The sequence below is a fragment of the Streptomyces massasporeus genome, from assembly GCF_014648995.1.
In the GTDB taxonomy this organism is placed as follows: Bacteria; Actinomycetota; Actinomycetes; order Streptomycetales; family Streptomycetaceae; genus Streptomyces; species Streptomyces massasporeus.
Window position 1 is genome coordinate 263,040 of sequence record NZ_BMSE01000004.1, and the last position, 21,614, is coordinate 284,653.

General features: G+C 70.0%; 18 protein-coding genes. 10 read left to right on the forward strand and 8 right to left on the reverse strand.

The window, feature by feature from the left end; translation table 11 throughout:
- The first annotated feature begins 624 nt into the window (after window positions 1-624).
- Window positions 625-1,032 carry a hypothetical protein gene (locus IE153_RS12770; protein ID WP_229828977.1) on the forward strand — a complete coding sequence of 136 codons (408 nt, stop codon included), beginning with the start codon at window positions 625-627 and terminating at the stop codon, window positions 1,030-1,032.
- Between the two features lie 400 nt (window positions 1,033-1,432).
- Entirely contained in the window at window positions 1,433-4,570 is a 3,138-nt protein-coding gene (locus IE153_RS12775; RefSeq protein WP_229828978.1) for an RHS repeat-associated core domain-containing protein, read from the forward strand.
- A gap of 235 nt (window positions 4,571-4,805) precedes the next feature.
- On the opposite strand, the gene IE153_RS12780 is transcribed toward IE153_RS12775, so the two are convergent.
- Complete coding sequence (locus IE153_RS12780; protein WP_435811958.1) at window positions 4,806-5,177, reverse strand: helicase associated domain-containing protein; 372 nt, start codon at window positions 5,175-5,177, stop codon at window positions 4,806-4,808.
- On the opposite strand from IE153_RS12780, the gene IE153_RS42570 reads away from it, so the two are divergent.
- Together IE153_RS42570 and IE153_RS42345 are read left to right on the forward strand one after the other, a co-directional pair.
- Complete coding sequence (locus IE153_RS42570) at window positions 5,119-5,727, forward strand: RHS repeat-associated core domain-containing protein (RefSeq protein WP_438817915.1); 609 nt, start codon at window positions 5,119-5,121, stop codon at window positions 5,725-5,727. The genes IE153_RS12780 and IE153_RS42570 overlap by 59 nt on opposite strands.
- Before the next feature lie 29 nt (window positions 5,728-5,756).
- Window positions 5,757-5,888, forward strand: a complete 132-nt coding sequence (locus IE153_RS42345; RefSeq protein WP_268251770.1) for a hypothetical protein — start codon at window positions 5,757-5,759, stop codon at window positions 5,886-5,888.
- A gap of 473 nt (window positions 5,889-6,361) precedes the next feature.
- On the opposite strand, the gene IE153_RS12790 is transcribed toward IE153_RS42345, so the two are convergent.
- Window positions 6,362-7,012 (reverse strand): MBL fold metallo-hydrolase, encoded by a 651-nt coding sequence (locus IE153_RS12790; protein WP_189589829.1) that lies wholly within the window; start codon window positions 7,010-7,012, stop codon window positions 6,362-6,364.
- Between the two features lie 55 nt (window positions 7,013-7,067).
- Complete coding sequence (locus IE153_RS12795; protein WP_189589830.1) at window positions 7,068-7,757, reverse strand: maleylpyruvate isomerase family mycothiol-dependent enzyme; 690 nt, start codon at window positions 7,755-7,757, stop codon at window positions 7,068-7,070.
- 222 nt (window positions 7,758-7,979) lie between these two features.
- Here IE153_RS12795 and uvrA point away from each other — a divergent pair, with 222 nt between their 5' ends.
- Entirely contained in the window at window positions 7,980-11,021 is a 3,042-nt protein-coding gene (gene uvrA, locus IE153_RS12800; RefSeq protein WP_189589831.1) for an excinuclease ABC subunit UvrA, read from the forward strand.
- 70 nt (window positions 11,022-11,091) lie between these two features.
- Here uvrA and IE153_RS12805 read toward each other — a convergent pair whose 3' ends face one another.
- The gene (locus tag IE153_RS12805; RefSeq protein ID WP_189589832.1) at window positions 11,092-11,643 is read right to left on the reverse strand and encodes a YceI family protein; all 552 of its coding nucleotides are present in this window, start codon (window positions 11,641-11,643) and stop codon (window positions 11,092-11,094) included.
- Window positions 11,644-11,744: 101 nt separating this feature from the next.
- Between IE153_RS12805 and IE153_RS12810 the strand changes: the two genes are divergently transcribed.
- Complete coding sequence (locus tag IE153_RS12810) at window positions 11,745-12,614, forward strand: helix-turn-helix domain-containing protein (RefSeq protein WP_189589833.1); 870 nt, start codon at window positions 11,745-11,747, stop codon at window positions 12,612-12,614.
- Between the two features lie 34 nt (window positions 12,615-12,648).
- On the opposite strand, the gene IE153_RS12815 is transcribed toward IE153_RS12810, so the two are convergent.
- The 4 genes from IE153_RS12815 to IE153_RS12830 all read right to left on the reverse strand — a co-directional run bounded on the left by IE153_RS12815 (window position 12,649) and on the right by IE153_RS12830 (window position 16,168).
- Window positions 12,649-13,557: a carbohydrate kinase family protein gene (locus IE153_RS12815; protein ID WP_189589834.1), complete on the reverse strand. Its 909-nt coding sequence runs from the start codon at window positions 13,555-13,557 to the stop codon at window positions 12,649-12,651.
- Window positions 13,554-14,597 (reverse strand): LacI family DNA-binding transcriptional regulator, encoded by a 1,044-nt coding sequence (locus IE153_RS12820; protein ID WP_189589835.1) that lies wholly within the window; start codon window positions 14,595-14,597, stop codon window positions 13,554-13,556. Before IE153_RS12820 ends, IE153_RS12815 begins: the two co-directional genes overlap by 4 nt.
- A 210-nt stretch (window positions 14,598-14,807) precedes the next feature.
- Window positions 14,808-15,755 carry a hypothetical protein gene (locus tag IE153_RS12825; protein ID WP_189589836.1) on the reverse strand — a complete coding sequence of 316 codons (948 nt, stop codon included), beginning with the start codon at window positions 15,753-15,755 and terminating at the stop codon, window positions 14,808-14,810.
- Between the two features lie 251 nt (window positions 15,756-16,006).
- On the reverse strand, window positions 16,007-16,168 hold the full coding sequence (locus IE153_RS12830) for a hypothetical protein (RefSeq protein ID WP_167551654.1): 162 nt from the start codon (window positions 16,166-16,168) through the stop codon (window positions 16,007-16,009).
- Between the two features lie 253 nt (window positions 16,169-16,421).
- On the opposite strand from IE153_RS12830, the gene uvrC reads away from it, so the two are divergent.
- Genes uvrC through whiA form a run of 4 tightly spaced genes read left to right on the forward strand, consistent with a single transcriptional unit; the run spans window position 16,422 to window position 21,542 of the window.
- On the forward strand, window positions 16,422-18,515 hold the full coding sequence (uvrC, locus tag IE153_RS12835) for an excinuclease ABC subunit UvrC (RefSeq protein ID WP_189589837.1): 2,094 nt from the start codon (window positions 16,422-16,424) through the stop codon (window positions 18,513-18,515).
- On the forward strand, window positions 18,512-19,471 hold the full coding sequence (gene rapZ, locus IE153_RS12840) for an RNase adapter RapZ (protein WP_189589838.1): 960 nt from the start codon (window positions 18,512-18,514) through the stop codon (window positions 19,469-19,471). The genes uvrC and rapZ overlap by 4 nt, the downstream gene beginning before the upstream one ends.
- Entirely contained in the window at window positions 19,468-20,562 is a 1,095-nt protein-coding gene (locus tag IE153_RS12845) for a gluconeogenesis factor YvcK family protein (protein ID WP_189589839.1), read from the forward strand. Before rapZ ends, IE153_RS12845 begins: the two co-directional genes overlap by 4 nt.
- On the forward strand, window positions 20,553-21,542 hold the full coding sequence (whiA, locus tag IE153_RS12850; RefSeq protein ID WP_031143855.1) for a DNA-binding protein WhiA: 990 nt from the start codon (window positions 20,553-20,555) through the stop codon (window positions 21,540-21,542). Before IE153_RS12845 ends, whiA begins: the two co-directional genes overlap by 10 nt.
- The last annotated feature ends 72 nt before the right edge of the window (window positions 21,543-21,614 follow it).

Below are 21,614 nucleotides of genomic sequence, written 5' to 3' on the forward strand. Positions count from 1 at the left end.
CTGTGGCGCCTGTACCTGTCCCTGGACACGGCGTGGCGCAACCGGACGAGTCCGGCATGACCCTGGACGCCACCGCCGCCCCCCGGTGCAGCTCACCCGCGTACGGACCGCCGTCGGCCGCCCCGGCGAGCACCCGTTCCGCTGAGCACCCGCCCCGGTGAGCGGCCGATCAAACAACGTCGTGTGCCCAGGTGTTACCCGAGCATTCATGTGAGGCACGTCACTACTGGAGGGGCATCTATGGATGCTCAGACAGCAAGGGACACCACCTTCACTTTCCATAATCATGAACGCGGCTTGACCCTGGTTTCGAAAGGGAGTGCATTCCAAATCCGTTCGATAACGGCATGTGATTACCTTAGCTGTGTGTGATCAAAGTGCGGAATTATGTAGTCCGCACCCTCTCGCAGGGATGATGTGAAGGCGCATCGGGGAATGCGCCTTTCATTCATGTGGCATCGAGTCATGCGGGTTGTTCGATTCTGCATGCCCAGGGGAGGGATTCACGTGAAGCGTGCTCACCGGACGCTGTCGCTGGCGGCGGCAGGATTCGCAACGGTATTGGCATGCGCGGGCACCGCGTCCGCGGGGACGGGGCCGACGCCGGCGGACCGGCAGCCGCCCATGTCATCTGTGCCGTCGGAGGCGGGTAATCCGCTGTCCGCACGTGCTCAGGCCGCCGGTGTGTGCTCGGACGCCTATCAGATCGGCACGACGTCGTACGCCTACCGGGGTACGGAGCAGATCGCCTCGGTCAAGCAGTTCTACTCGCCCGAGTGCAAGGAGAACTACGGCTACGTGTGGGTGTGGAAGTCGTTCCTGGACAAAGGGATCAACTTCGACCTCCAGGTCGGCGTGTGGTCCTACGACCGCGAGACGCTGCTGGGCGCTCGCACCGAGTTCGACACGCACAACCAGGAGTTCTGGGGCAACGGCGCCGACACGGTGGATGACTGCACCTCCGGCGACGGCACCCTGACCATCGCCGACGAGCAGGGCGGCTATTCCGCCAGGACGTCCAAGCGCTGCTGACCCGGTCGCGGCGCGGCTGCCCGTCGATTCGATACGCAGTGCCCAACCGCCGGCCCCGCGCTGATCCAGTGCGTCGTCCTGAGCCGGGGTCACCACGCAAGGCAGACACCGAGTGCGGGTGACAGCCGCCCACCGGCTGCCACCCGCCGAGGTCTGCCTCCCGTCAACCGGTTGTGAAGGCCCGAACGATCCAACGATCCAAGGAGAGACCGTCGTGCACTCTGTCATGCCCGAAAACAAGGCGCCCAGAAGCGGCATCAGACGCGGCAGACGTACCGCCTCCACCGCCGCAGTCGCCACAACAACCGGCGCGGCGCTGTTACTTGCTCTCTTACCTATGCAGGCGTCAGCGTCGCCCGGCCTCGACGAACCGTCTCCGAAGCCGAACTCGTCCTCCCCCGTGGGGCAGACCAAGGCGCCCAGAAGCTCGCCCATCGGGGTCGCGGGCAAGGACCGCGAGCTGGTGACGGCCGGCATCCTGCAGTCCACCTTCCAGGGCCTGGGGATCGGCCAGGTCCCGTGGTCGGAGTTCCACGAGGCCCCGCTGTCGGACTCGGTCGGTGCGCAGGTCAACTACGGCAACGGCAACTTGCTGGTCAGCGTGAACGCCTTCGACATCGCCGACGTCGGCCCCGGCCTGTCGCTGGGGCACGCCTACAACGGCCTGAACACCAGTTGGAAGGCGACGACCGGCAGTGACCACCTGATCCACGAGCCCAACACCACGTCGGTGTACGTGCAGGGCCCCTCCAGCACGATCGCCGTGTTCGAGCGGGACGGCTCGAACTTCACCCCGGCCCCCGGCTACAAGCAGGACCTGACCGAGTCCTCGGACAAGAAGTCCTTCACGCTCACCTCCCGCAAGAACGGGCAGAAGACCACCTTCAGCCGCTCCGGCACAACCGGGGACGCACGGGTGAGCAAGGTCGAGGACAAGAACGGCAACGCCACCACCATCGCCTACTCCGGCGCTTTCACCTCGAAGATCACCGCCGCCTCCGGCCGCACCCTGACCTTCGCCAACGACGGCCAGCAGATCACCAAGGTCACTGACAACACCGGCCGGTTCGCCACCTACACGTGGTCCGGGGACGATCTGAAGACGTTCACCGACACCGACGGCAAGACCACCGTCTTCGACTACGACACCTCGCACCGCATGACGAAGGTGACTACCCCGGAGGGCCGCGAGACCCGCTTCACCTGGGACACCAACCGGCTCGCCTCGATCACCCGCGTCGTCGACAAGACCGCCGGAACCGGTGCCACCACCGCCTTCCGCTACATCCTCCCGCAGCCCGGCAGCGAGGGAGAGGGTGTGGTCCGGATCACCGACCCGCGCGGCAAGAACACCGAGAAGACGGTCGACGCCCGCTGGCGAGTGAAGAAGACCACCGACCCGCTGGGCCACGAGCGTTCCAAGACGTGGGGTCCGGACAACAATGTCACCAGCGCGGTCGACGGGATGGGGGTCGGATCGACTCCGGGCAACACCGTCAAGTTCGACTACGACGACTCCTTCAATCCGAAGTCGGCGACCCAGCCCACCGGCGCGCAGTCCACGATGGCCTGGACCCAGAAGGCCGGCGGCCACTACCCCGAGACCCTCACCTCCGCCAGCGGCGACAAGGTCACCAATGGTTACGACACCTCGGGCAACATGATGTCGCAGACCGACACCACCACCGGTTCCGACGGCGCGAAGTGGACCTACGACTACAACCCGAAGTCGGGAGCGATGGACTGCGGGGGGCTGCCCGGCCAGCGCTGCTCGGCCACCGACCCCGAGGACCACAAGACGTCGTTCACCTACGACTCCAAGGGCAACCTGGCCAAGGTCGACCGTCCCTCCGCACAGGAGGACATCACCTACACCTACGACGATCTGGGCCGCACCGACACTGTCACCGACGGCCGAGGCGTGAAGACGGTCTACACCTACGACAAGCGCGACCGACTCAAGACCCAGACCAGTGACGGCAAGACCGCCACCTTCACCTACGACGCCGACGGCAACATCAAGACCCGCACCACCCCGGCCGGCACCAGCAGCTACACCTACGACGAGCAGAACCGCGAACGCACCCGCACCCTGCCCGCGGGTGGAATCAGTTCGGTCACCTATGACGCCGCCGGCAACGTGAAGACCGCCACCGACGCGGGCGGCACTCTCACCTACGACTACAACGACGCCAACCAGCTCACCATCCTCACCCAGCCGGGCGGCGCCAAGACCACCTACGCCTACGACAAGAACGGCGACCGCACCACCACCACCTACCCCGGCGGCACGGTGCAGAAGACGGACTACGACAAGTCCAGCCGCGCCCAGAAGATCGAGGTCAAGAACGGCACCACCGTCCTGTCCACGATCACCTACGACTACAACAAGTCCGGCAAGGACACCGACAAGATCAACAAGCGGACCACCGACGGCGCCGCACTCGCCTACACCTACGACTCCAAGGGCCGCCTGACCAAGGCCGTGGAGACCAAGGACGGCTCCACCACCGCCGGCTGGGCCTACTGTTACGACAAGGCTGGCAACATGACCGGCCGTTCCACCGGCACCAGCCTGCCCGCCTGCGACAACGCCCAGTCCGTTCGCGAGTACAACAACGCCAACGAACTGACCTCCCTTGGCGGTAACACGAGCTTCTCCTACGACGGCGACGGCAACGAGACCTCCGCCGCCTCTCCCACCGGTACCCGTACGAGCGGCCAGTGGACACCATTCACCCAGCTGTCCGGCCTGACAGCCTCGGGTGCTGCCTCGAACTACACCTACGCCGGACTCGACCACAACGACCGCCTCACGCGCGGGACTTCGACCTTCACCAACGCCGCGACGGGCATGACCCGTGAGAACACCACCGGTTTCGTCCGCGAAGCGTCGGGCACGTTGACAGCCATGACCACCGGCGGGGCAAGCCAGTACTACCTCACCGACGTCCAGGGCAGCGTCATCGGCCTCGTCGACGCCTCCGGCAAGCGCACCGCCACCTACAGCTACGGCCCCTACGGCGAAGCGCGCACCACCACCGGCACCAACCAGCCCTACCGCTACACCGGCACCTACCTCGACCCCAGCGGCCTCTACAAGATGGGCGCCCGCTACTACGACCCCCAACTCGGCCGCTTCACCCAGCCCGACCCCTCCGGCAAGGAAAGCAACCCCTACGCCTACGCAGCCGGAGACCCCATCAACCGCACCGACCCCAGCGGACTACTCTCACTGGGCGAAGGACTCGGCCTGGCAGGAACCGTAGTCGGACTTGTCGCCCTGGCCCCGGTATCGGCGCCCGTGGCAATCGGAGCGGCCGCAGTGGGCACCGGCTTGAGTGTTGCGGGGTCCATCGCATCGGGCAATTCTGCAGGGGAAACTGCAGCGGTCGGAATCCTGGGACTAGGGACGGGTGGCGTCGGAGCCGCGACAAAGCTGGCTGGTATAGGGGGAAAAACAGGCCTGGGGGTTGACCTCGGATACACCGCATTGGGTTACTTCGGCGGTGCAGGAATAACGGGCGGATGGCTCTGAAAGGTGAAAACAAGTGGACCTAGCGGTAGTGGGCATCGGGTTCGAGGACAACACAGCAGCCACCGTCATCCTCGGAGCGATAGTCATGGTGGTGGCATTCGCCCTGCTCTACTGGCGACTCAAGCGTGAAAAGAAGTAACGAGACGCTCTGATCTGGCTGAAGCCACTACACACGGGAGCCCCCGGCTGACTCTCGGCCGGGGGCTCTTCTTTTCAGGTTGCTGGTGTCTGCAACCTATGCCCATCGCATGCCGATGGCGGACAGTAGCTCCACCCGTTCCGGGGACAGCGTTGCGGCCCTGCTGCGCTGGTTGCTGATCCATGCTCCGAGCCGGAGTTCCCGTTCCTCCTGGTCGCCGACGGCGGTCCGTTCGACGTGCTTCCGAGGTACCCGCAGGTGTCCTTCGCGCTCGTAGAACTGCTTGGCGGCCTGGTAGTTCAGCGCCCATTTGTCGGCCTGTGTACGGCGCGGGGGCGGCTTCTCGTCCTCGGCCGCGGGCTCGATCCCAAGCACCTGCTCGCACATCCACTGCTGCACGGTCGTCAGGTTGTCCCACCCGAGCCGGACCGAGCGCACCCACCGGCCGAGGTCCTCGCCCTGGTGCACGACGTCGCCGGGCTCGGTCGGCAGCGGGTGGCCGGCCTCCAGGTGGAGCCGGACGAGGTGGAAGCAGCCCTACCGCTACACCGGCACCTACCTCGACCCCAGCGGCCTCTACAAGATGGGCGCCCGCTACTACGGCCCCCAACTCGGCCGCTTCACCCAGTCCGACCCCTCCGGCAAGGAAAGCAACCCCTACGCCCACGCCGTCGGAGATTCCGTCAACCGCATCGACCCGAGTGGCCTGGAATTCCTCGGGTTGTCCGGGGGCGAATGGCTCAGCTACGGCGGCCAAGCGCTGGGGTTTGCCTCCATCTTCGTACCCGGCGGCGCGCTCGTAGCGGCCGGCCTCACCGCTGCATCGATCGGTATGGAGGCTGCAGGCGGGGCCATGCACGGAAAGAGCGGGTCCTCGATTGCCGCCGTAGCTCTTGTGGGTGCGGTGGGCGGCAAGGTGGGAATCGGAGCAAAGCTGCTCGGCGCTTCCAAAACAATGGACCAGGGCATCGGCGTGGCCTACTGGGCCATGGGCGCGGGTGCCGGCCTATTCATGTGACCGGCTTGTGACAGGCTGAGGAGAAGGACATGTCATTACAGCTTGCTCGTTCCGGCGCCGCTGTCGGGGGCAGCGTCGGAGCCACCATAGCCATCATCATCATCGGGATTCTCATCTTCGCAATCGTCACCCTGCGGCGCCGCAGGAGAGGCGGAAAATGACAGCCGTCTGTCCGCGAAGTGGGAACGACGCGCTGATCGGTGCTCAGCGTGTGTGGAAAGTCCGCGAAATGGGCTGGTCAGGTGTGGTGACGTGACGAAGTCCCTCGTCGTTGGTGTGTTGATCTCACGCAACACACCATCGGCCGGGGGGCTTCGTCGGTTCCGTATCCTTCCATGCACGACTTTCCGCCCGAGTTGATCGAGCACGTCTCCTGGCTCATGGCCGGAGAGGCGTGCACGGCGGGAGCGGCGTTGGCGGGAGCGCCCACAGCAGGGGCAGGCGCCTTCGTAGTGGGCGCGGCTTGCTTCACCGCTGCCGAGTACTTGCGCAACACAGTCGAGAACGCAGCTTCCGACGCCTGGTCGTGCGGGGCTCTTCGGCTGACCGCTTTTGTGCGGTGGCTGCTGGCTCCGACCGACTGCCAGAGACGCGGCTGTTTCCTTGAGAGCACCGGGGCGGCGATGCCGCCGACCTACCAGCCTCGCTCGTGCCACTCGCCGAGGTGAGGCCGCTCGGCGCCGAGCGTGGTGTCGTTGCCGTGGCCCGGGTAGATCCAGGCCTCGTCCGGGAGCACGAAGACCTTCGCTTCCAGGCCCGACATCAACGACTCGAAGTCCTCGGGACGTGTTGTCCGCCCAGGCCCCCCGGGGAACAGGCAGTCCCCGGTGAACACATGGGGATGCCCGTGCGGGTCGTCGTAGACGAGGGCGATCGAACCGGGCGTGTGCCCGACCAGGTGGCGCGCGGTGAGTTCCACGCGCCCCACCCGGATGGTGTCGCCGTCGTCGACCGGCACGTCGGTCCGTACAGGGATGCCCTCGGCGTCCTCCCGGCCCGCGTAGGTGCGGGCGCCGGTGGCCGCCACGACTTCGGCGAGCGCCTGCCAGTGGTCGCCGTGCCGGTGGGTGGTGACGACGGACGCGATGCCGTCGCCACCGATCATGCCGAGCAGCGTCTCCGCCTCGTTCGCGGCGTCGATCAGCAACTGCTCGTCCGTGGCCCTGCAGCGCAGCAGATAGGCGTTGTTGTTCATCGGACCCACCGCGATCTTGGTGATCATCAGGTCCTTGAGCTCGTGCACATCGGCCGGTCCGCCGACCGTCACCTCTCCGCTGTACGTCATGTCCGCCAGCCTATAGCGGGGGAGCGGCCCCGGTGCGGCGGCCGGGGCGGCTGTCCTACAGCGGGGGCAGTGCCGGCAGCGGGCCTCCGTCCACCGTCAGCGCGGCGCCGGTGCGGCGGCCGGCGAGCCAGCCCAGCAGGTCCGCCGGGGAGCCCGTGACGGTCACCTCCGGCCCGCCCTCCGCGTCCCGTCCCGTCCGCCACGCGCGCGTGCCGTCGGTGAGGCGCGTGGGCGGCACGTTCGGATGCCCGGCGAACCGGTCGGCGAGGAAGTCGATCTCCCGCTCGGTGAAATCCGCCGGAAGATCCTCCAGCTCGTAGCCGATCCCCAGGTCCACATGATGCAGCTCCACCTCGACCCACCGCCGGAACGGCACCCGGGACGCGGAGTCCGTGACCCCGTTGCGCAGCTCCACCGTGCGCGCCCAGTCCGCCGGGGTGTCCCCGGCCTCCTGGAAGCGGGCCGCGCTCTCGCGCAGGTCGGCGAGCTGGACGTCGAGGCCGCGCGGGGCGTCCCGCTCGATGTCCGCGTCCCGGGCCTCGCCGGATACGTACATGGGGCGCCCCTCGAGCACGTTCACGAGGGCGTCCGCGTTGCGGGCGAGGTGGGCCAGGACGTGGCCGCGGCTCCAGCCGGGCAGCCGTGACGGGTGGGTCACAGAGGCGTTGTCCAGTTTGCCGACTGCGGTCAGCAGCCGTTCCGTCGCGTCACGTACAGACGCCAGGTCATGAGCGTGATCAATCATGGTGCTGACCCTAGCTCCGCCACTCCTTCGGGTGAAGGTGGTGAAGCAGTGCCGTAATTCGAAAGCACGTGCTATATGGTCGGACGTGGCGTCGGGCATGCTGGAGAGCCGGGGTTTGTTGACAACCCGTGAACCCGACCGGCGTTGTCAGTGGCTCCCCCTAGTCTGAGAAAGACGGGGGCCCCGCCCCTGTCACTTCTCTCAAGAAAGGTGCGGACCGGCGTGGCCGACCGTCTCATCGTTCGTGGAGCGCGCGAGCACAACCTCAAGAACGTCTCGCTCGACCTCCCGCGCGACTCGCTCATCGTCTTCACGGGCCTGTCGGGGTCGGGCAAGTCCTCGCTGGCCTTCGACACCATCTTCGCGGAGGGACAGCGGCGCTACGTGGAGTCCCTCTCCTCGTACGCCCGGCAGTTCCTCGGCCAGATGGACAAGCCGGACGTCGACTTCATCGAGGGCCTCTCCCCGGCCGTCTCCATCGACCAGAAGTCGACCTCGCGCAACCCGCGCTCCACGGTCGGCACCATCACCGAGGTCTACGACTACCTGCGTCTGCTCTTCGCGCGCATCGGCAAGCCGCACTGCCCCGAGTGCTCCCGCCCGATCGCGCGCCAGTCGCCCCAGGCCATCGTCGACCGGGTCCTCGAGCTGCCCGAGGGCAGCCGCTTCCAGGTGCTGTCGCCGCTGGTGCGCGAGCGCAAGGGCGAGTTCGTCGACCTCTTCGGCGATCTCCAGACCAAGGGCTACTCCCGCGCACGGGTGGACGGCGAGACGATCCAGCTGTCGAACCCGCCCACGCTGAAGAAGCAGGAGAAGCACACCATCGAGGTGGTCGTCGACCGCCTCACGGTCAAGGACGGCGCCAAGCGCCGCCTCACCGACTCCGTCGAGACCGCCCTCGGTCTGTCCGGCGGCATGGTCGTGCTCGACTTCGTCGACCTCCCCGAGGACGACCCCGAGCGCGAGCGCATGTTCTCGGAGCACCTGTACTGCCCGTACGACGACCTGTCCTTCGAGGAGCTCGAGCCCCGCTCCTTCTCCTTCAACTCGCCCTTCGGCGCCTGCCCGGACTGCACCGGCATCGGCACGCGCATGGAGGTCGACCCGGAGCTGATCGTCCCGGACCCGGACAAGAGCCTCGACGAGGGCGCCATCCACCCCTGGTCGCACGGCCACACCAAGGACTACTTCGGCCGCCTGATCGGCGCCCTCGCCGACGCGCTGGGCTTCCGCACGGACATCCCCTTCGGCGGCCTGCCGCAGCGCGCCAAGAAGGCCCTGCTCCACGGCCACAAGACCCAGGTCGAGGTCCGCTACCGCAACCGCTACGGCCGTGAGCGCCGGTACACCACGGCCTTCGAGGGTGCCGTCCCGTTCGTCAAGCGCCGGCACAGCGAGGCCGAGAGCGACTCCAGCCGCGAGCGCTTCGAGGGCTACATGCGCGAGGTGCCCTGCCCGACCTGTTCGGGCACGCGCCTGAAGCCGATCGTCCTCGCGGTCACGGTCATGGACAAGTCCATCGCCGAGGTCTCCGCGATGTCGATCAGCGACTGCGCGGACTTCCTGGGCGAGCTGAAGCTCACCGCCCGCGACAAGAAGATCGCCGAGCGTGTGCTGAAGGAGGTCAACGAACGGCTGCGGTTCCTGGTCGATGTCGGCCTCGACTACCTCTCGCTGAACCGCGCGGCCGGCACCCTGTCCGGCGGCGAGGCCCAGCGCATCCGTCTGGCCACCCAGATCGGCTCCGGCCTCGTCGGCGTCCTGTACGTCCTCGACGAGCCGTCCATCGGTCTGCACCAGCGCGACAACCACCGGCTGATCGAGACCCTGGTCCGGCTGCGCGACATGGGCAACACGCTCATCGTCGTCGAGCACGACGAGGACACGATCAAGATGGCCGACTGGGTCGTCGACATCGGCCCCGGCGCCGGTGAGCACGGCGGCAAGGTCGTGCACAGCGGCTCCCTGAAGGAGCTCCTCGCCAACGCCGAATCGCAGACCGGTCAGTACCTGTCCGGCAAGAAGGCCATCCCGCTGCCCGACATCCGCCGCCCGCTGGACCCCTCCCGGCAGCTCACGGTGCACGGCGCCCGGGAGAACAACCTCCAGGACATCGACGTCTCGTTCCCCCTGGGCGTGTTCACCGCCGTCACCGGCGTGTCCGGCTCCGGCAAGTCGACGCTGGTCAACGACATCCTCTACACGCACCTGGCCCGCGAGCTGAACGGCGCCCGGAGCGTGCCCGGGCGGCACACGCGCGTGGACGGCGACGACCTCGTCGACAAGGTCGTGCACGTGGACCAGTCGCCCATCGGCCGCACCCCGCGCTCCAACCCGGCCACGTACACCGGCGTCTTCGACCACATCCGCAAGCTGTTCGCCGAGACCACCGAGGCGAAGGTCCGCGGCTACCTGCCCGGCCGCTTCTCCTTCAACGTCAAGGGCGGCCGCTGCGAGAACTGCGCGGGCGACGGCACCATCAAGATCGAGATGAACTTCCTCCCGGACGTCTACGTCCCGTGCGAGGTCTGCCACGGCGCCCGGTACAACCGGGAGACCCTGGAGGTCCACTACAAGGGCAAGTCCATCGCCGAGGTCCTGAACATGCCGATCGAGGAGGCCACGGCGTTCTTCGAGGCGGTCCCCGCGATCGCCCGGCACCTCAACACGCTGAAGGACGTCGGCCTCGGCTACGTCCGCCTCGGCCAGGCCGCGACCACCCTGTCCGGCGGTGAGGCGCAGCGCGTGAAGCTCGCCAGCGAGCTGCAGAAGCGCTCCACCGGCCGCACGGTCTACGTCCTGGACGAGCCGACCACCGGTCTGCACTTCGAGGACATCAGCAAGCTGCTGACGGTCCTGTCCGGGCTGGTCGACAAGGGCAACACGGTCATCGTCATCGAGCACAACCTCGACGTGATCAAGACGGCCGACTGGATCGTCGACATGGGCCCCGAAGGAGGCGCCGGCGGTGGCCTGGTCGTCGCCGAGGGTACGCCCGAGCAGGTGGCCGGGGTCCCGGCCAGCCACACCGGCAAGTTCCTGCGGGAGATCCTCGGCGCCGACCGCGTCAGCGACGCGTCCTCCGTGAAGGCGCCCCGCAAGACGGCGGCTCGCAAGACGGCGGCTCGCAAGACGGTCGCCGCCAAGACGGCGACGGCCCGCAAGACCGCCACCAAGACGGTCGACAGCACGGCCGCCAAGAAGACGGCGACCAAGACCACCAAGGCCGCCGCGAAGAAGACGACCCGGACCAGCAAGGGCTGAGGATCTCCCTGCCGAACGCGCCGTGCCCCACAGGCCACGACCTGTGGGGCACGGCGCGTTTCGTGTGCGGTCAGGCGGCCTTCGGCTCCACGAACTGCATGTCGAGCTGGATCTTGACCACGTCGCCGAGCAGACCGGGGGCGAAGTCCAGCCCGAAGTCGCTGCGCCGGATCTCGCCCGTCGCCTCGAAGCCGGCGTGCCGGCTGCCGTCCATGGGCACGTCGACCAGCCCGCCGAACTCCACGGCGAACGTCACCGGGCGGGTCACGTCGCCGATCGTCAGCTCGCCCTCCATCGCCCAGTCCTCCCCCTCGCCCGACACCCGCGTCGAGCGGTACGTCATCGTCGGGCGCTTCTCCACATCGAGCAGGTCGGAGGCGCGGACGTGCGCGTCCCGGTCGGCGTTGCCGGTGTCGATCGAGGCCAGGTCGACGGTCGCGGAGACGTGCACGTCCTCGAGTCGCTCCCCGACGAACAGTCCGGCCTCCAGTCGCTCGAAGCGTCCCCGCACCTTGGCGATGCCCAGGTGCCGGACGGTGAAGTTCACGGACGAGTGGAACGGGTCGAGGGCCCACTGACCGGAGGCCAGCGGCAGGGCGGTGAGAGCGGTGTCATTCGTCATGCCCTCCACCTTCACGTCCGCGCGGCCCGGCAGGGAGACCGGCCGGAGCCTGGTAGTGACGGGGCCACCCTCCTCGCCCGGGGGCGCTGTACGTTCGGCGGGTGAGCGACAACGAGTTGGGCACGTACCTGCGCACCTGGCGTGAAGCCGTCACCCCGGCCGAAGCGGGTCTGCCCGCGGGCCCCCGGCGCCGCACCCCGGGCCTGAGGCGTGCCGAGCTGGCCACGCTCGCCGGCGTCAGCGTCGAGTACCTCACCCGGCTGGAACAGGGCCGCGACCGCAACCCGTCCGCCCAGGTGCTCGGCGCCCTCGCCGACGCCCTCAACCTCTCCCTCAACGACCGGATACTGCTGCGCCGCCTCACCAAGGAGGCGGACGGCGGCGATCCGCTGGTCTGCGCCGCGGCCCCGTCACTCAGCCGCTCGGCGCGCCCCACCGTACGGGCCGTGCTGGACCACCTGGAGCCGGCTCCCGCACTGGTGGTCAACTGGATCGGCGACGTCCTCGCCCACACGGCCGGGTACGAGCGACTGGTCCGCCCCCTCGGCCTGCTCGACGACGAGCGCCCCAACCTGCTCCGGTACCTGTTCACCGACGAGCGGGCACGCAGCGCCTACCGCGACTGGGACCGGGTGGCCGACGACCTCGTCGCCCGGCTCCGGCACGGGGTCCCCCTGAGGGACCCCTACCTCGCCGAGCTGGCCGACGAACTGACGGTGACGGCGGGCGCGGACTTCGCCGACCGGTTCGCCGACCTGGCCATGACACCGCGGCGGACGGGATCCCAGCACATCGAGCACCCCGAGGCCGGTTCCCTGCGGCTGCTGCACGAGACGCTCGCGCTCCCCGACGAGGGGCAGCAGCTCGTCGTCCACCTGCCCGCGGACGAGGCCACGGCCGTCGCCCTGGACCGCCTCCACGGCCGCCGCCCGGGCGCACTGCGGGCGGTCGCGATGGGGGAGACCGGCTGAAGCATCCCCGGCACAGCACGGGGCTCTGCCGGTGTCAGCCCTCCAGCTCGTGCGCGTACGGCGGTTCCGCCCCGGCCCGCGAGCAGGTCAGAGCCGCCGCACGGGCCGCGAAGCCCAGCAGTACCGTCCAGCCCGCGGATCCCAGTCCGGCGAGTGCGCGGGCGCTGAGGGCGTCGCGTACCGCGAGCCCGTGCAGCAGGGCCGCGTTGACCGTGTCGCCCGCGCCGATCGTGTCCACGACCTCCACGCGCTCGCCCGGCACCGCGTACTCGCCGCCGTCGGCGGTGAAAGCGGTCAGCCCGTCGCCGCCCCGGGTGATCACGACCGCCGCCGGACCGGCCGACAGCCACTCCCGGGGCGTGCCGCCCAGCCACGCGGCGTCCTCCTCGGACAGCTTCAGCAGCGACACCGACGGCAGCCAGCTCTTAAACCGCGCCCGGTAGGCGTCCGCGTCCGGGATCAGGCCGGCCCTGATGTTCGGGTCCAGCGCGGTGAACACGCCCTGCGCGGCCGCCCGGCGCATCAGCTCCTCGTACGCGCTCGCCCCCGGCTCCAGCACCAGCGAGCAGGTACCGAAGGAGATCGCCCGGGTATCGGACGGCAGCGTGGAGGGCGCCGCGAACAGCCGGTCCGCCGTCCCGTCGACGTAGAAGGAGTACGCCGCCGAGCCGTCCGCGCCGACCGTGGCGACGGCGAGGGTCGTGGGCTCGGAGCCGCGCTGCACCGAGGCCACGTCGACCCCGGTCTCCCGCAGCCGGTCCAGCAGGGCCTCCCCGAAGGCGTCGACCGACACCCGGGAGCAGAAGGCGGCGGGGGAGCCGAGGCGGCCCAGCGCCACGGCCGTGTTGAACGGGCCGCCGCCGAGCGTCGGCTGCAGCGCCGCCAGGGCACCCGTGCCCTGCGGCACCAGGTCGATCAGTGCCTCACCGGCGACGACGATCATGACGGGGTTCCTTCCTCGGACGGGCTGGTACAACCGCACGACGTGCGGTGGACGAAGGTGCAGGGCAGACGCACGGTCCGAGCGGCCCGGTCCGGCTCGGCGAGACGCTCCAGGAGCACGCGGACGGCCCGCGCGCCGATGTCCCTGCCGGGCTGCGCGATCGCGGTGAGCCGGGGCGAGAACAGATCCGCCCACGCGAAGTCGTCGAAGCAGCACAGCGCGATGTCGCCCGGCACGGACAAGCCGTGCGCGCTCAGGGCGCGCAGCACCCCGATGGTCATGGCGTTGTTGCCGGTGACGAGCGCGGTGGGCGGCACGCCCAGGGACAGCAGGGCCTCGGTGGCCCGCCCGGCGCCGGCCGACTCCGAGTCGCCGTGCACCAGCAGCCGCTCGTCGTACGCCAGCCCCGCGAAGGCCAGACCGCTGCGGTAGCCGGTGATCCGCTCGCTGGTGGTGCTGAGCCCCGGCCGCCCGGCCACCAGCCCGATCCGCCGGTGACCGAGCCCGGCGAGATGGGTGACCAGCCGGGACATCGGTTCGGCGTTGTCGGCGCACACCTGGTCGAACCGCGGACCGTCGTGCCCCTCCGGCGCGTCCACCAGCCGGTCCAGGAGCACGGCCGGCACGTCGTGCCGCTCGAGGTAGGCGAGCAGGTCGCGCGGATCGGCGGAGGGGGCGACGATCATGCCGTCCACGCGGCGCTCGTGCAGCAGCTGGACGACCTTGCACTCATGCCCCGGGTCGTCGTGCGGATCGGCGATCAGCAGGCTGTAGCCGGCCTCCAGCGCGGCGGCCTCCACGCCCTGGAGGATCTCCGTGAAGTACGGGTTGCTGATCGCCGACACCGCCAGCCCGATGGAACGGGTGCGGGCCGTCACCAGGGAACGGGCCAGCGTGTTCGTCGTGTAGCCGAGCTCCTCCACGGCGTCCAGGACCGCCTGGCGGGTGTGCGGCAGCACCGGCCGGGTGCCGTTCAGCACATGCGAGACCGTCGCCACGGAGACACCGGCGCTCCGCGCGACGTCGGCCATGGTCGCCATGCCGCTCCCGCCTCCTCCTTCAGGTCCAGGCGGGGAACGTATCGCATCCTGCGACGGACGTAAACGATTGCGCAAGCGTTTACGTCCGCCCGTCCAGACACCGGGCAGCCGTCCAGAGACCAGACACCAGGCAGCAGGCCGGACACCGGGCAACAAAAGGCCAGACACCCGGGCAGCGGCACGAACAGCCGGCCGCCGCCCGGCGAGCCCCTACTCCCAGTCCCAGCCGATCCCCAGGAACCCCGCCCGGAGCCGCGGCTCGACCAGATGCACCGACCGGTGCCGTCCGCTCAGCGCCAGGTCCTGGCATCCGCTGCGCGGCGCCGCCGCCGAGTGCTGGGTGAAGCGGTGACAGCGCACCGGCACGGCCCCCGCGTCGAAGCGCACCTGGAGGGCGTACTGGCCGCCGGGGGAGTCGAAGCCGCGCACGTACTCGCGTGACACACCCGCCGTGCCGTCCTCGACGCCGTAGCGGAACAGGAAGGTGTCCCCGGCCCGCAGCCGGGTGTCGAAGAGCAGCTCGGCCGCGAGCACGCCCGTGTCGCGATGCCAACGGACGCGTCCGGTACGGCAGTTCTCCAGGGCGTGCACCCGCATCAGCTCCGGCGTGGCTCCCCGGTCGCCGTGGTGGACGGCCACGAAGCGGTCGATGCCGTCCCGGTGGGCGCGCACGATGTGGTGCGACTCGCGCTCGGCCAGCTCGCGCCGCGCGCCGATCCGCAGCCGTTCGTGGTGGCCGAGGGTGTGCAGGCCCCCGTCCGGCGGGCAGTCCAGCTCGGCCAGCAACTGGTCCAGGACCCCGGAGGCCTCGACGAGGGAGCGGTAGGAGCGGGCGGCGGACCGCAGCCCGGACGGGCTCTCCCCGGACTCGGCGAGCAGCCGGATCAGCGACTCCTCCGGAAGCTCCAGGATCTCCTCCAGCGCGCGCACGGCCCGCAGTGACTCGGGGCGCTGCGGACGCCGGGCTCCCTGCTGCCAGTAACTCAGGCTCGTGACGCCGACCTTCACACCGTGGCGGGACAGATGGTGCTGCACGCGCTGCAGGGGCAGTCCGCGGGCGGCGATCGCGGCCCGCAGGGCGACGTGGAAGGGGCCGCCTCGCAGGGCCGAGTCCAGTTCCGCGGTGGCGGCGTCCGCGTGCTGTGTGGCGTGCGGCATGCAGGGGCCTCTCTCTGAGTCGGCAACGGCTGGTCAGACCGTTCGCACGGGGCCGTCACAGAGGCGCAGGGCAGCTCTTCACATCCGTACGCCGTCGTTCAGGGCCCCGAGTTCCCCCGCATTGAAGCGTGTTGACCTGGTCCCGACAACACCTGATGCCGGACAGTGACGTACATGCTCCCGGCCGGTTCCGTCCGGACATGCGAACGCCCGGGGCGTGCGCCCCGGGCGTTCGCAGTCGACCTGTGCTTCTAGGAGCGGTCGCTTCCGCCCTGTTCCCTCAGGGCCAGGCGCTTGGCCCGCGCGATGTCGGGATCGCGCGGGTCCAGGGCGTCGCGCAGCGCCAACGGCTCGTCCGTGTACCTGCGGGCACGGGCCGCCCGCCGGGTTTTCTCGATCCGCATCTGCTTCATGTGCGCAGCCCTCCGACCCGTGGCCCGCGCGCCCCCAGGGGGAACGACGGTCCGCACCGACAACCTGTGCCTGCACCCGGGACGGGCCCCGCCCGCCGGACGTCGCCGTGTCCCGTGGGTGAGCCACATTCCCGTTCCCGGGGGGCCGTAACCCCTGGGCGGGACATGCCGTTGGAAACTGCCTCCCGGCCGGGCCGTGATCGTGTCCCGCGGCCGCGCCGGAGTGTCGGTGCTCGCCAGTAGGGTGTGAGACATGGCCGACCCCTCCAGCTACCGCCCCAAACCGGGTGAGATCCCCGACTCGCCGGGGGTCTACAGGTTCCGTGACGAGCACCGCCGGGTGATCTACGTCGGAAAGGCGAAAAGCCTGCGCCAGCGCCTGGCGAACTACTTCCAGGACCTGGCGGGCCTGCACCCGCGCACCCGCTCCATGGTCACCACGGCCGCGTCCGTGGAGTGGACGGTGGTGTCCACGGAGGTCGAGGCGCTCCAGCTGGAGTACTCGTGGATCAAGGAGTACGACCCCCGGTTCAACGTCAAGTACCGCGACGACAAGAGCTACCCGTACCTCGCGGTGACGATGAACGAGGAGTACCCGCGTGTGCAGGTGATGCGCGGTCACAAGAAGAAGGGCGTCCGGTACTTCGGGCCGTACGCGCACGCGTGGGCGATCCGCGACACCGTCGACCTGCTGCTGCGCGTCTTCCCCGTACGCACCTGCTCGGCCGGCGTGTTCAAGAACGCGGCCCGCACCGGCCGCCCCTGCCTCCTGGGCTACATCGGCAAGTGCTCGGCCCCCTGCGTGGACCGGGTCTCCGCCGAGGAGCACCGCGAACTGGCCGACGAGTTCTGCGACTTCATGACCGGCCGGACCAACACCTACATCCGCCGGCTGGAGAAGCAGATGGCGGAAGCGGCCGACGAGATGGAGTACGAGCGCGCGGCCCGGCTGCGCGACGACATCGGCGCCCTGAAGAAGGCCATGGAGAAGAACGCGGTCGTGCTCGCCGACGCGACCGACGCCGACCTGATCGCGGTCGCCGAGGACGAGCTGGAGGCCGCCGTCCAGATCTTCCACGTACGCGGCGGACGCGTGCGCGGCCAGCGCGGCTGGGTGACCGACAAGGTGGAGGAGATCACCACCGGCGCCCTCGTCGAGCACGCCCTGCAGCAGCTGTACGGGGAGGAGACGGGCGACGCCGTCCCCAAGGAGGTCCTGGTCCCGGCCCTGCCCGACCCCGTCGAGCCGGTCCAGGAGTGGCTCGCCGGGCGGCGCGGCTCCGGCGTCTCCCTGCGCATCCCGCAGCGCGGCGACAAGAAGGCCCTCATGGAGACCGTGGAGCGCAACGCCCAGCAGGCGCTCGTGCTGCACAAGACCAAGCGCGCCTCCGACCTGACCACGCGCTCGCGCGCCCTGGAGGAGATCGCCGACGCCCTCGACCTGGACAGCGCCCCGCTCAGGATCGAGTGCTACGACATCTCCCACCTCCAGGGTGACGACGTCGTGGCCTCCATGGTCGTCTTCGAGGACGGGCTCGCCCGCAAGAGCGAGTACCGCCGCTTCCAGATCAAGGGCTTCGCCGGACAGGACGACGTCCGCTCCATGCACGAGGTGATCACCCGCCGCTTCCGTCGCTATCTCGCCGAGAAGGAGAAGACGGGGGAGTGGACCGACGGCGAGAACGCCGAGACCCCTGACCACGCCGAGACCCTTGAGATCGACAGGAACGGCGAGATCGTCGAGGCCGGCCCCACCGAGGACGACGGCCGCCCCAAGAAGTTCGCCTACCCGCCCCAGCTCGTGGTCGTCGACGGCGGCGCCCCGCAGGTCGCGGCCGCCCAGCGCGCCCTGGACGAGCTCGGCATCGACGACATCGCCGTGTGCGGCCTCGCCAAGCGCCTCGAGGAGGTCTGGCTGCCCGGCGACGACGACCCGGTGGTCCTGCCCCGCACCAGCGAGGGCCTGTACCTGCTCCAGCGCGTCCGTGACGAGGCCCACAGGTTCGCGATCACCTACCAGCGCGCGAAGCGGTCCAAGCGCTTCCGCTCCAGCCCCCTGGACGATGTCCCCGGCCTCGGGGACACGCGCAAGCAGGCACTTCTGAAGCACTTCGGTTCGTTGAAGAAACTGCGATCCGCCACGATCGACCAGATCTGCGAGGTCCCCGGCATAGGCCGCAAGACGGCCGAGACGATCGCCGTGGCCCTCGCCCGCTCGGCCCCGGCCGCACCCGCCGTCAACACGGCGACTGGAGAGATCATGGAAGAGGAACCGGGCACGATGGGTTCCAGTGGGGAGCCCGTGGCAGCGGGCGCCCCGGACGAACGACGGGGGCAGGAGACATGAATGTGAACGAGCACCACGGGCAACAAGAGCAAGCCGGAGACGGAGCACAGGTGAGTACGGGCACGCCCAACGACAAGGCCCAGGTCCCGGACGCGGCCATCCCCGAGCTGGTGATCATCTCCGGCATGTCCGGGGCGGGCCGCTCGACGGCCGCGAAGTGCCTGGAGGACCTCGGCTGGTTCGTCGTGGACAACCTGCCGCCCGCGCTGATCCCCACCATGGTGGAGCTCGGCGCCCGCTCCCAGGGCAACGTGGCGAGGATCGCCGTCGTCGTCGACGTCCGCGGCCGCCGCTTCTTCGACAACCTCCGCGAGTCCCTCGCCGACCTGGAGTCGAAGAACGTCACGCGGCGGATCGTCTTCCTGGAGTCCTCGGACGAGGCCCTGGTCCGCCGCTTCGAGTCGGTGCGCCGCCCGCACCCCCTCCAGGGCGACGGCCGCATCGTCGACGGCATCGCCGCCGAGCGCGAGCTGCTGCGCGAGCTGCGCGGCGACGCCGACCTGGTGATCGACACCTCCAGCCTGAACGTGCACGAGCTGCGCGCCAAGATGGACGCCCAGTTCGCCGGCGAGGAGGAGCCGGAGCTGCGGGCCACGGTCATGTCGTTCGGCTACAAGTACGGCCTGCCGGTCGACGCCGACCTCGTCGTCGACTGCCGCTTCCTGCCGAACCCGCACTGGGTCCCGGAGCTGCGCCCGTACACCGGCCTCAACGACGAGGTCTCCGGGTACGTCTTCAACCAGCCCGGCGCCAAGGAGTTCCTGGACCGCTACACGGAGCTCCTCCAGCTCGTCGCCACCGGCTACCGCCGCGAGGGCAAGCGCTACGTGACCATCGCCGTGGGCTGCACGGGCGGCAAGCACCGCTCCGTCGCCATGTCGGAGAAGCTCGCCGCCCGGCTCGCCGCCGAGGGCGTGGAGACGGTGGTCGTACACCGGGACATGGGACGCGAATGACACGACGTACACCGCGGCTGAGCCGGCTGCGCCGGGTGGTGCCCGAAGGCAATGGCGGGAAGGGCGCCCCCGGCGGCAAGGGCGGCCGGCCCGCCGAGGCCCGGGGCGGCAAGCCGCGCCGCCGGGGCACCCAGCCCAAGGTCGTCGCCCTCGGCGGCGGCATGGGCCTGTCCGCCTCGCTCGCCGCGCTGCGCCGGATCACCGGCGACCTCACCGCCGTCGTCACCGTGGCCGACGACGGCGGCTCCAGCGGCCGGCTGCGCGACGAGCTGGGCGTGCTGCCGCCCGGCGACCTGCGCAAGGCGCTGGCCGCCCTGTGCGGTGACGACGACTGGGGCCAGACCTGGGCCCGGGTCATCCAGCACCGCTTCCAGTCCCAGGGCGACCTGCACGAACACGCGGTCGGCAACCTGCTGATCGTGGCCCTCTGGGAGCAGCTCGGCGACCACGTGCAGGCCCTCGACCTGGTCGGACGCCTGCTCGGCGCCCAGGGTCGCGTGCTGCCCATGTCCGCCGTGCCGCTGGAGCTGCAGGCCCTGGTCAAGGGGCACGACCCGGAGCGCCCGGAGGAGGTCGACACGGTCCGCGGCCAGGCGACCGTCGCCCTCACCCCGGGCGAGGTGCAGTCCGTGCACCTCGTGCCGAACGACCCGCCGGCCGTGCCCGAGGCGGTCGAGGCCGTCCTGGACGCGGACTGGGTGGTGCTCGGCCCCGGCTCCTGGTTCTCCTCGGTCATCCCGCACCTGCTGGTGCCCGAGCTGCTGGACGCGCTCACGCAGACGAAGGCCCGCCGGGTACTCTCCCTGAACCTCGCGCCGCAGCCCGGAGAAACCGAGGGCTTCTCCCCGCAGCGTCATTTGGAGGTTTTGGGACGACACGCCCCTAAACTCGCCCTGGACGTGGTGCTGGCCGACGAGGCCGCCGTGCCCGACCGTGACTCCCTGACCGATGCCGCCAAGCGGTTCGGGGCCGCGGTCGAGCTGGCGCCGGTGGCCAGACCCGACGGAACCCCGAGGCACGACCCGGAGCTGTTGGCCGCCGCGTACGACCGTATTTTTCGGATGCATGGAAGGATCGGCCCATGGCGATGACGGCAGCGGTGAAGGACGAGATCTCCCGGCTCCCCGTCACCCGGACCTGCTGCAGAAAGGCGGAGGTCTCCGCCATTCTGCGGTTCGCCGGCGGCCTTCACCTGGTGAGCGGTCGGATCGTGATCGAGGCGGAGCTGGACACCGCGATGGCGGCCCGCCGTCTCAAGCGGGACATCCTGGAGATCTTCGGCCACAGCTCCGAGCTGATCGTGATGGCTCCGGGCGGGCTGCGGCGAGGCTCGCGCTACGTGGTGCGCGTGGTGGCGGGCGGCGACCAGCTCGCCCGCCAGACCGGCCTGGTCGACGGGCGGGGCCGCCCGATCCGCGGCCTGCCCCCGCAGGTGGTCTCGGGGGCCACCTGCGACGCCGAGGCCGCCTGGCGTGGCGCGTTCCTGGCGCACGGCTCGCTCACCGAGCCCGGCCGCTCCTCCTCCCTGGAGGTGACCTGCCCGGGCCCCGAGGCGGCGCTCGCCCTGGTCGGCGCCGCCCGCCGGCTGTCGATCGCCGCCAAGGCCCGCGAGGTGCGCGGCGTGGACCGGGTCGTCGTCCGCGACGGTGACGCGATCGGCGCGCTGCTGACGCGCCTCGGCGCCCACGAGTCGGTGCTGGCCTGGGAGGAGCGCCGGATGCGCCGCGAGGTGCGTGCCACGGCGAACCGGCTGGCCAACTTCGACGACGCCAACCTGCGCCGCTCGGCCCGCGCGGCCGTCGCCGCCGGTGCCCGGGTGCAGCGCGCCCTGGAGATCCTCGCTGACGACGTGCCCGAGCACCTCGCCGCGGCCGGCCGGCTGCGCATGGAGCACAAGCAGGCCTCCCTGGAGGAGCTGGGCGCGCTCGCCGACCCGCCGCTGACCAAGGACGCGGTCGCCGGCCGGATCCGTCGCCTGCTGGCCATGGCCGACAAGCGCGCCTCCGACCTCGGCATCCCGGGCACGGAGGCCAACCTCAGCGACGAGCTGGCCGACAACCTGGTGGGCTGATCCCACACGACGTCAAGAAGCCGGAGCCGGAGCCCACTTGGGTGACCGGCGCCGGCTTTTGCGTGTCGCAGA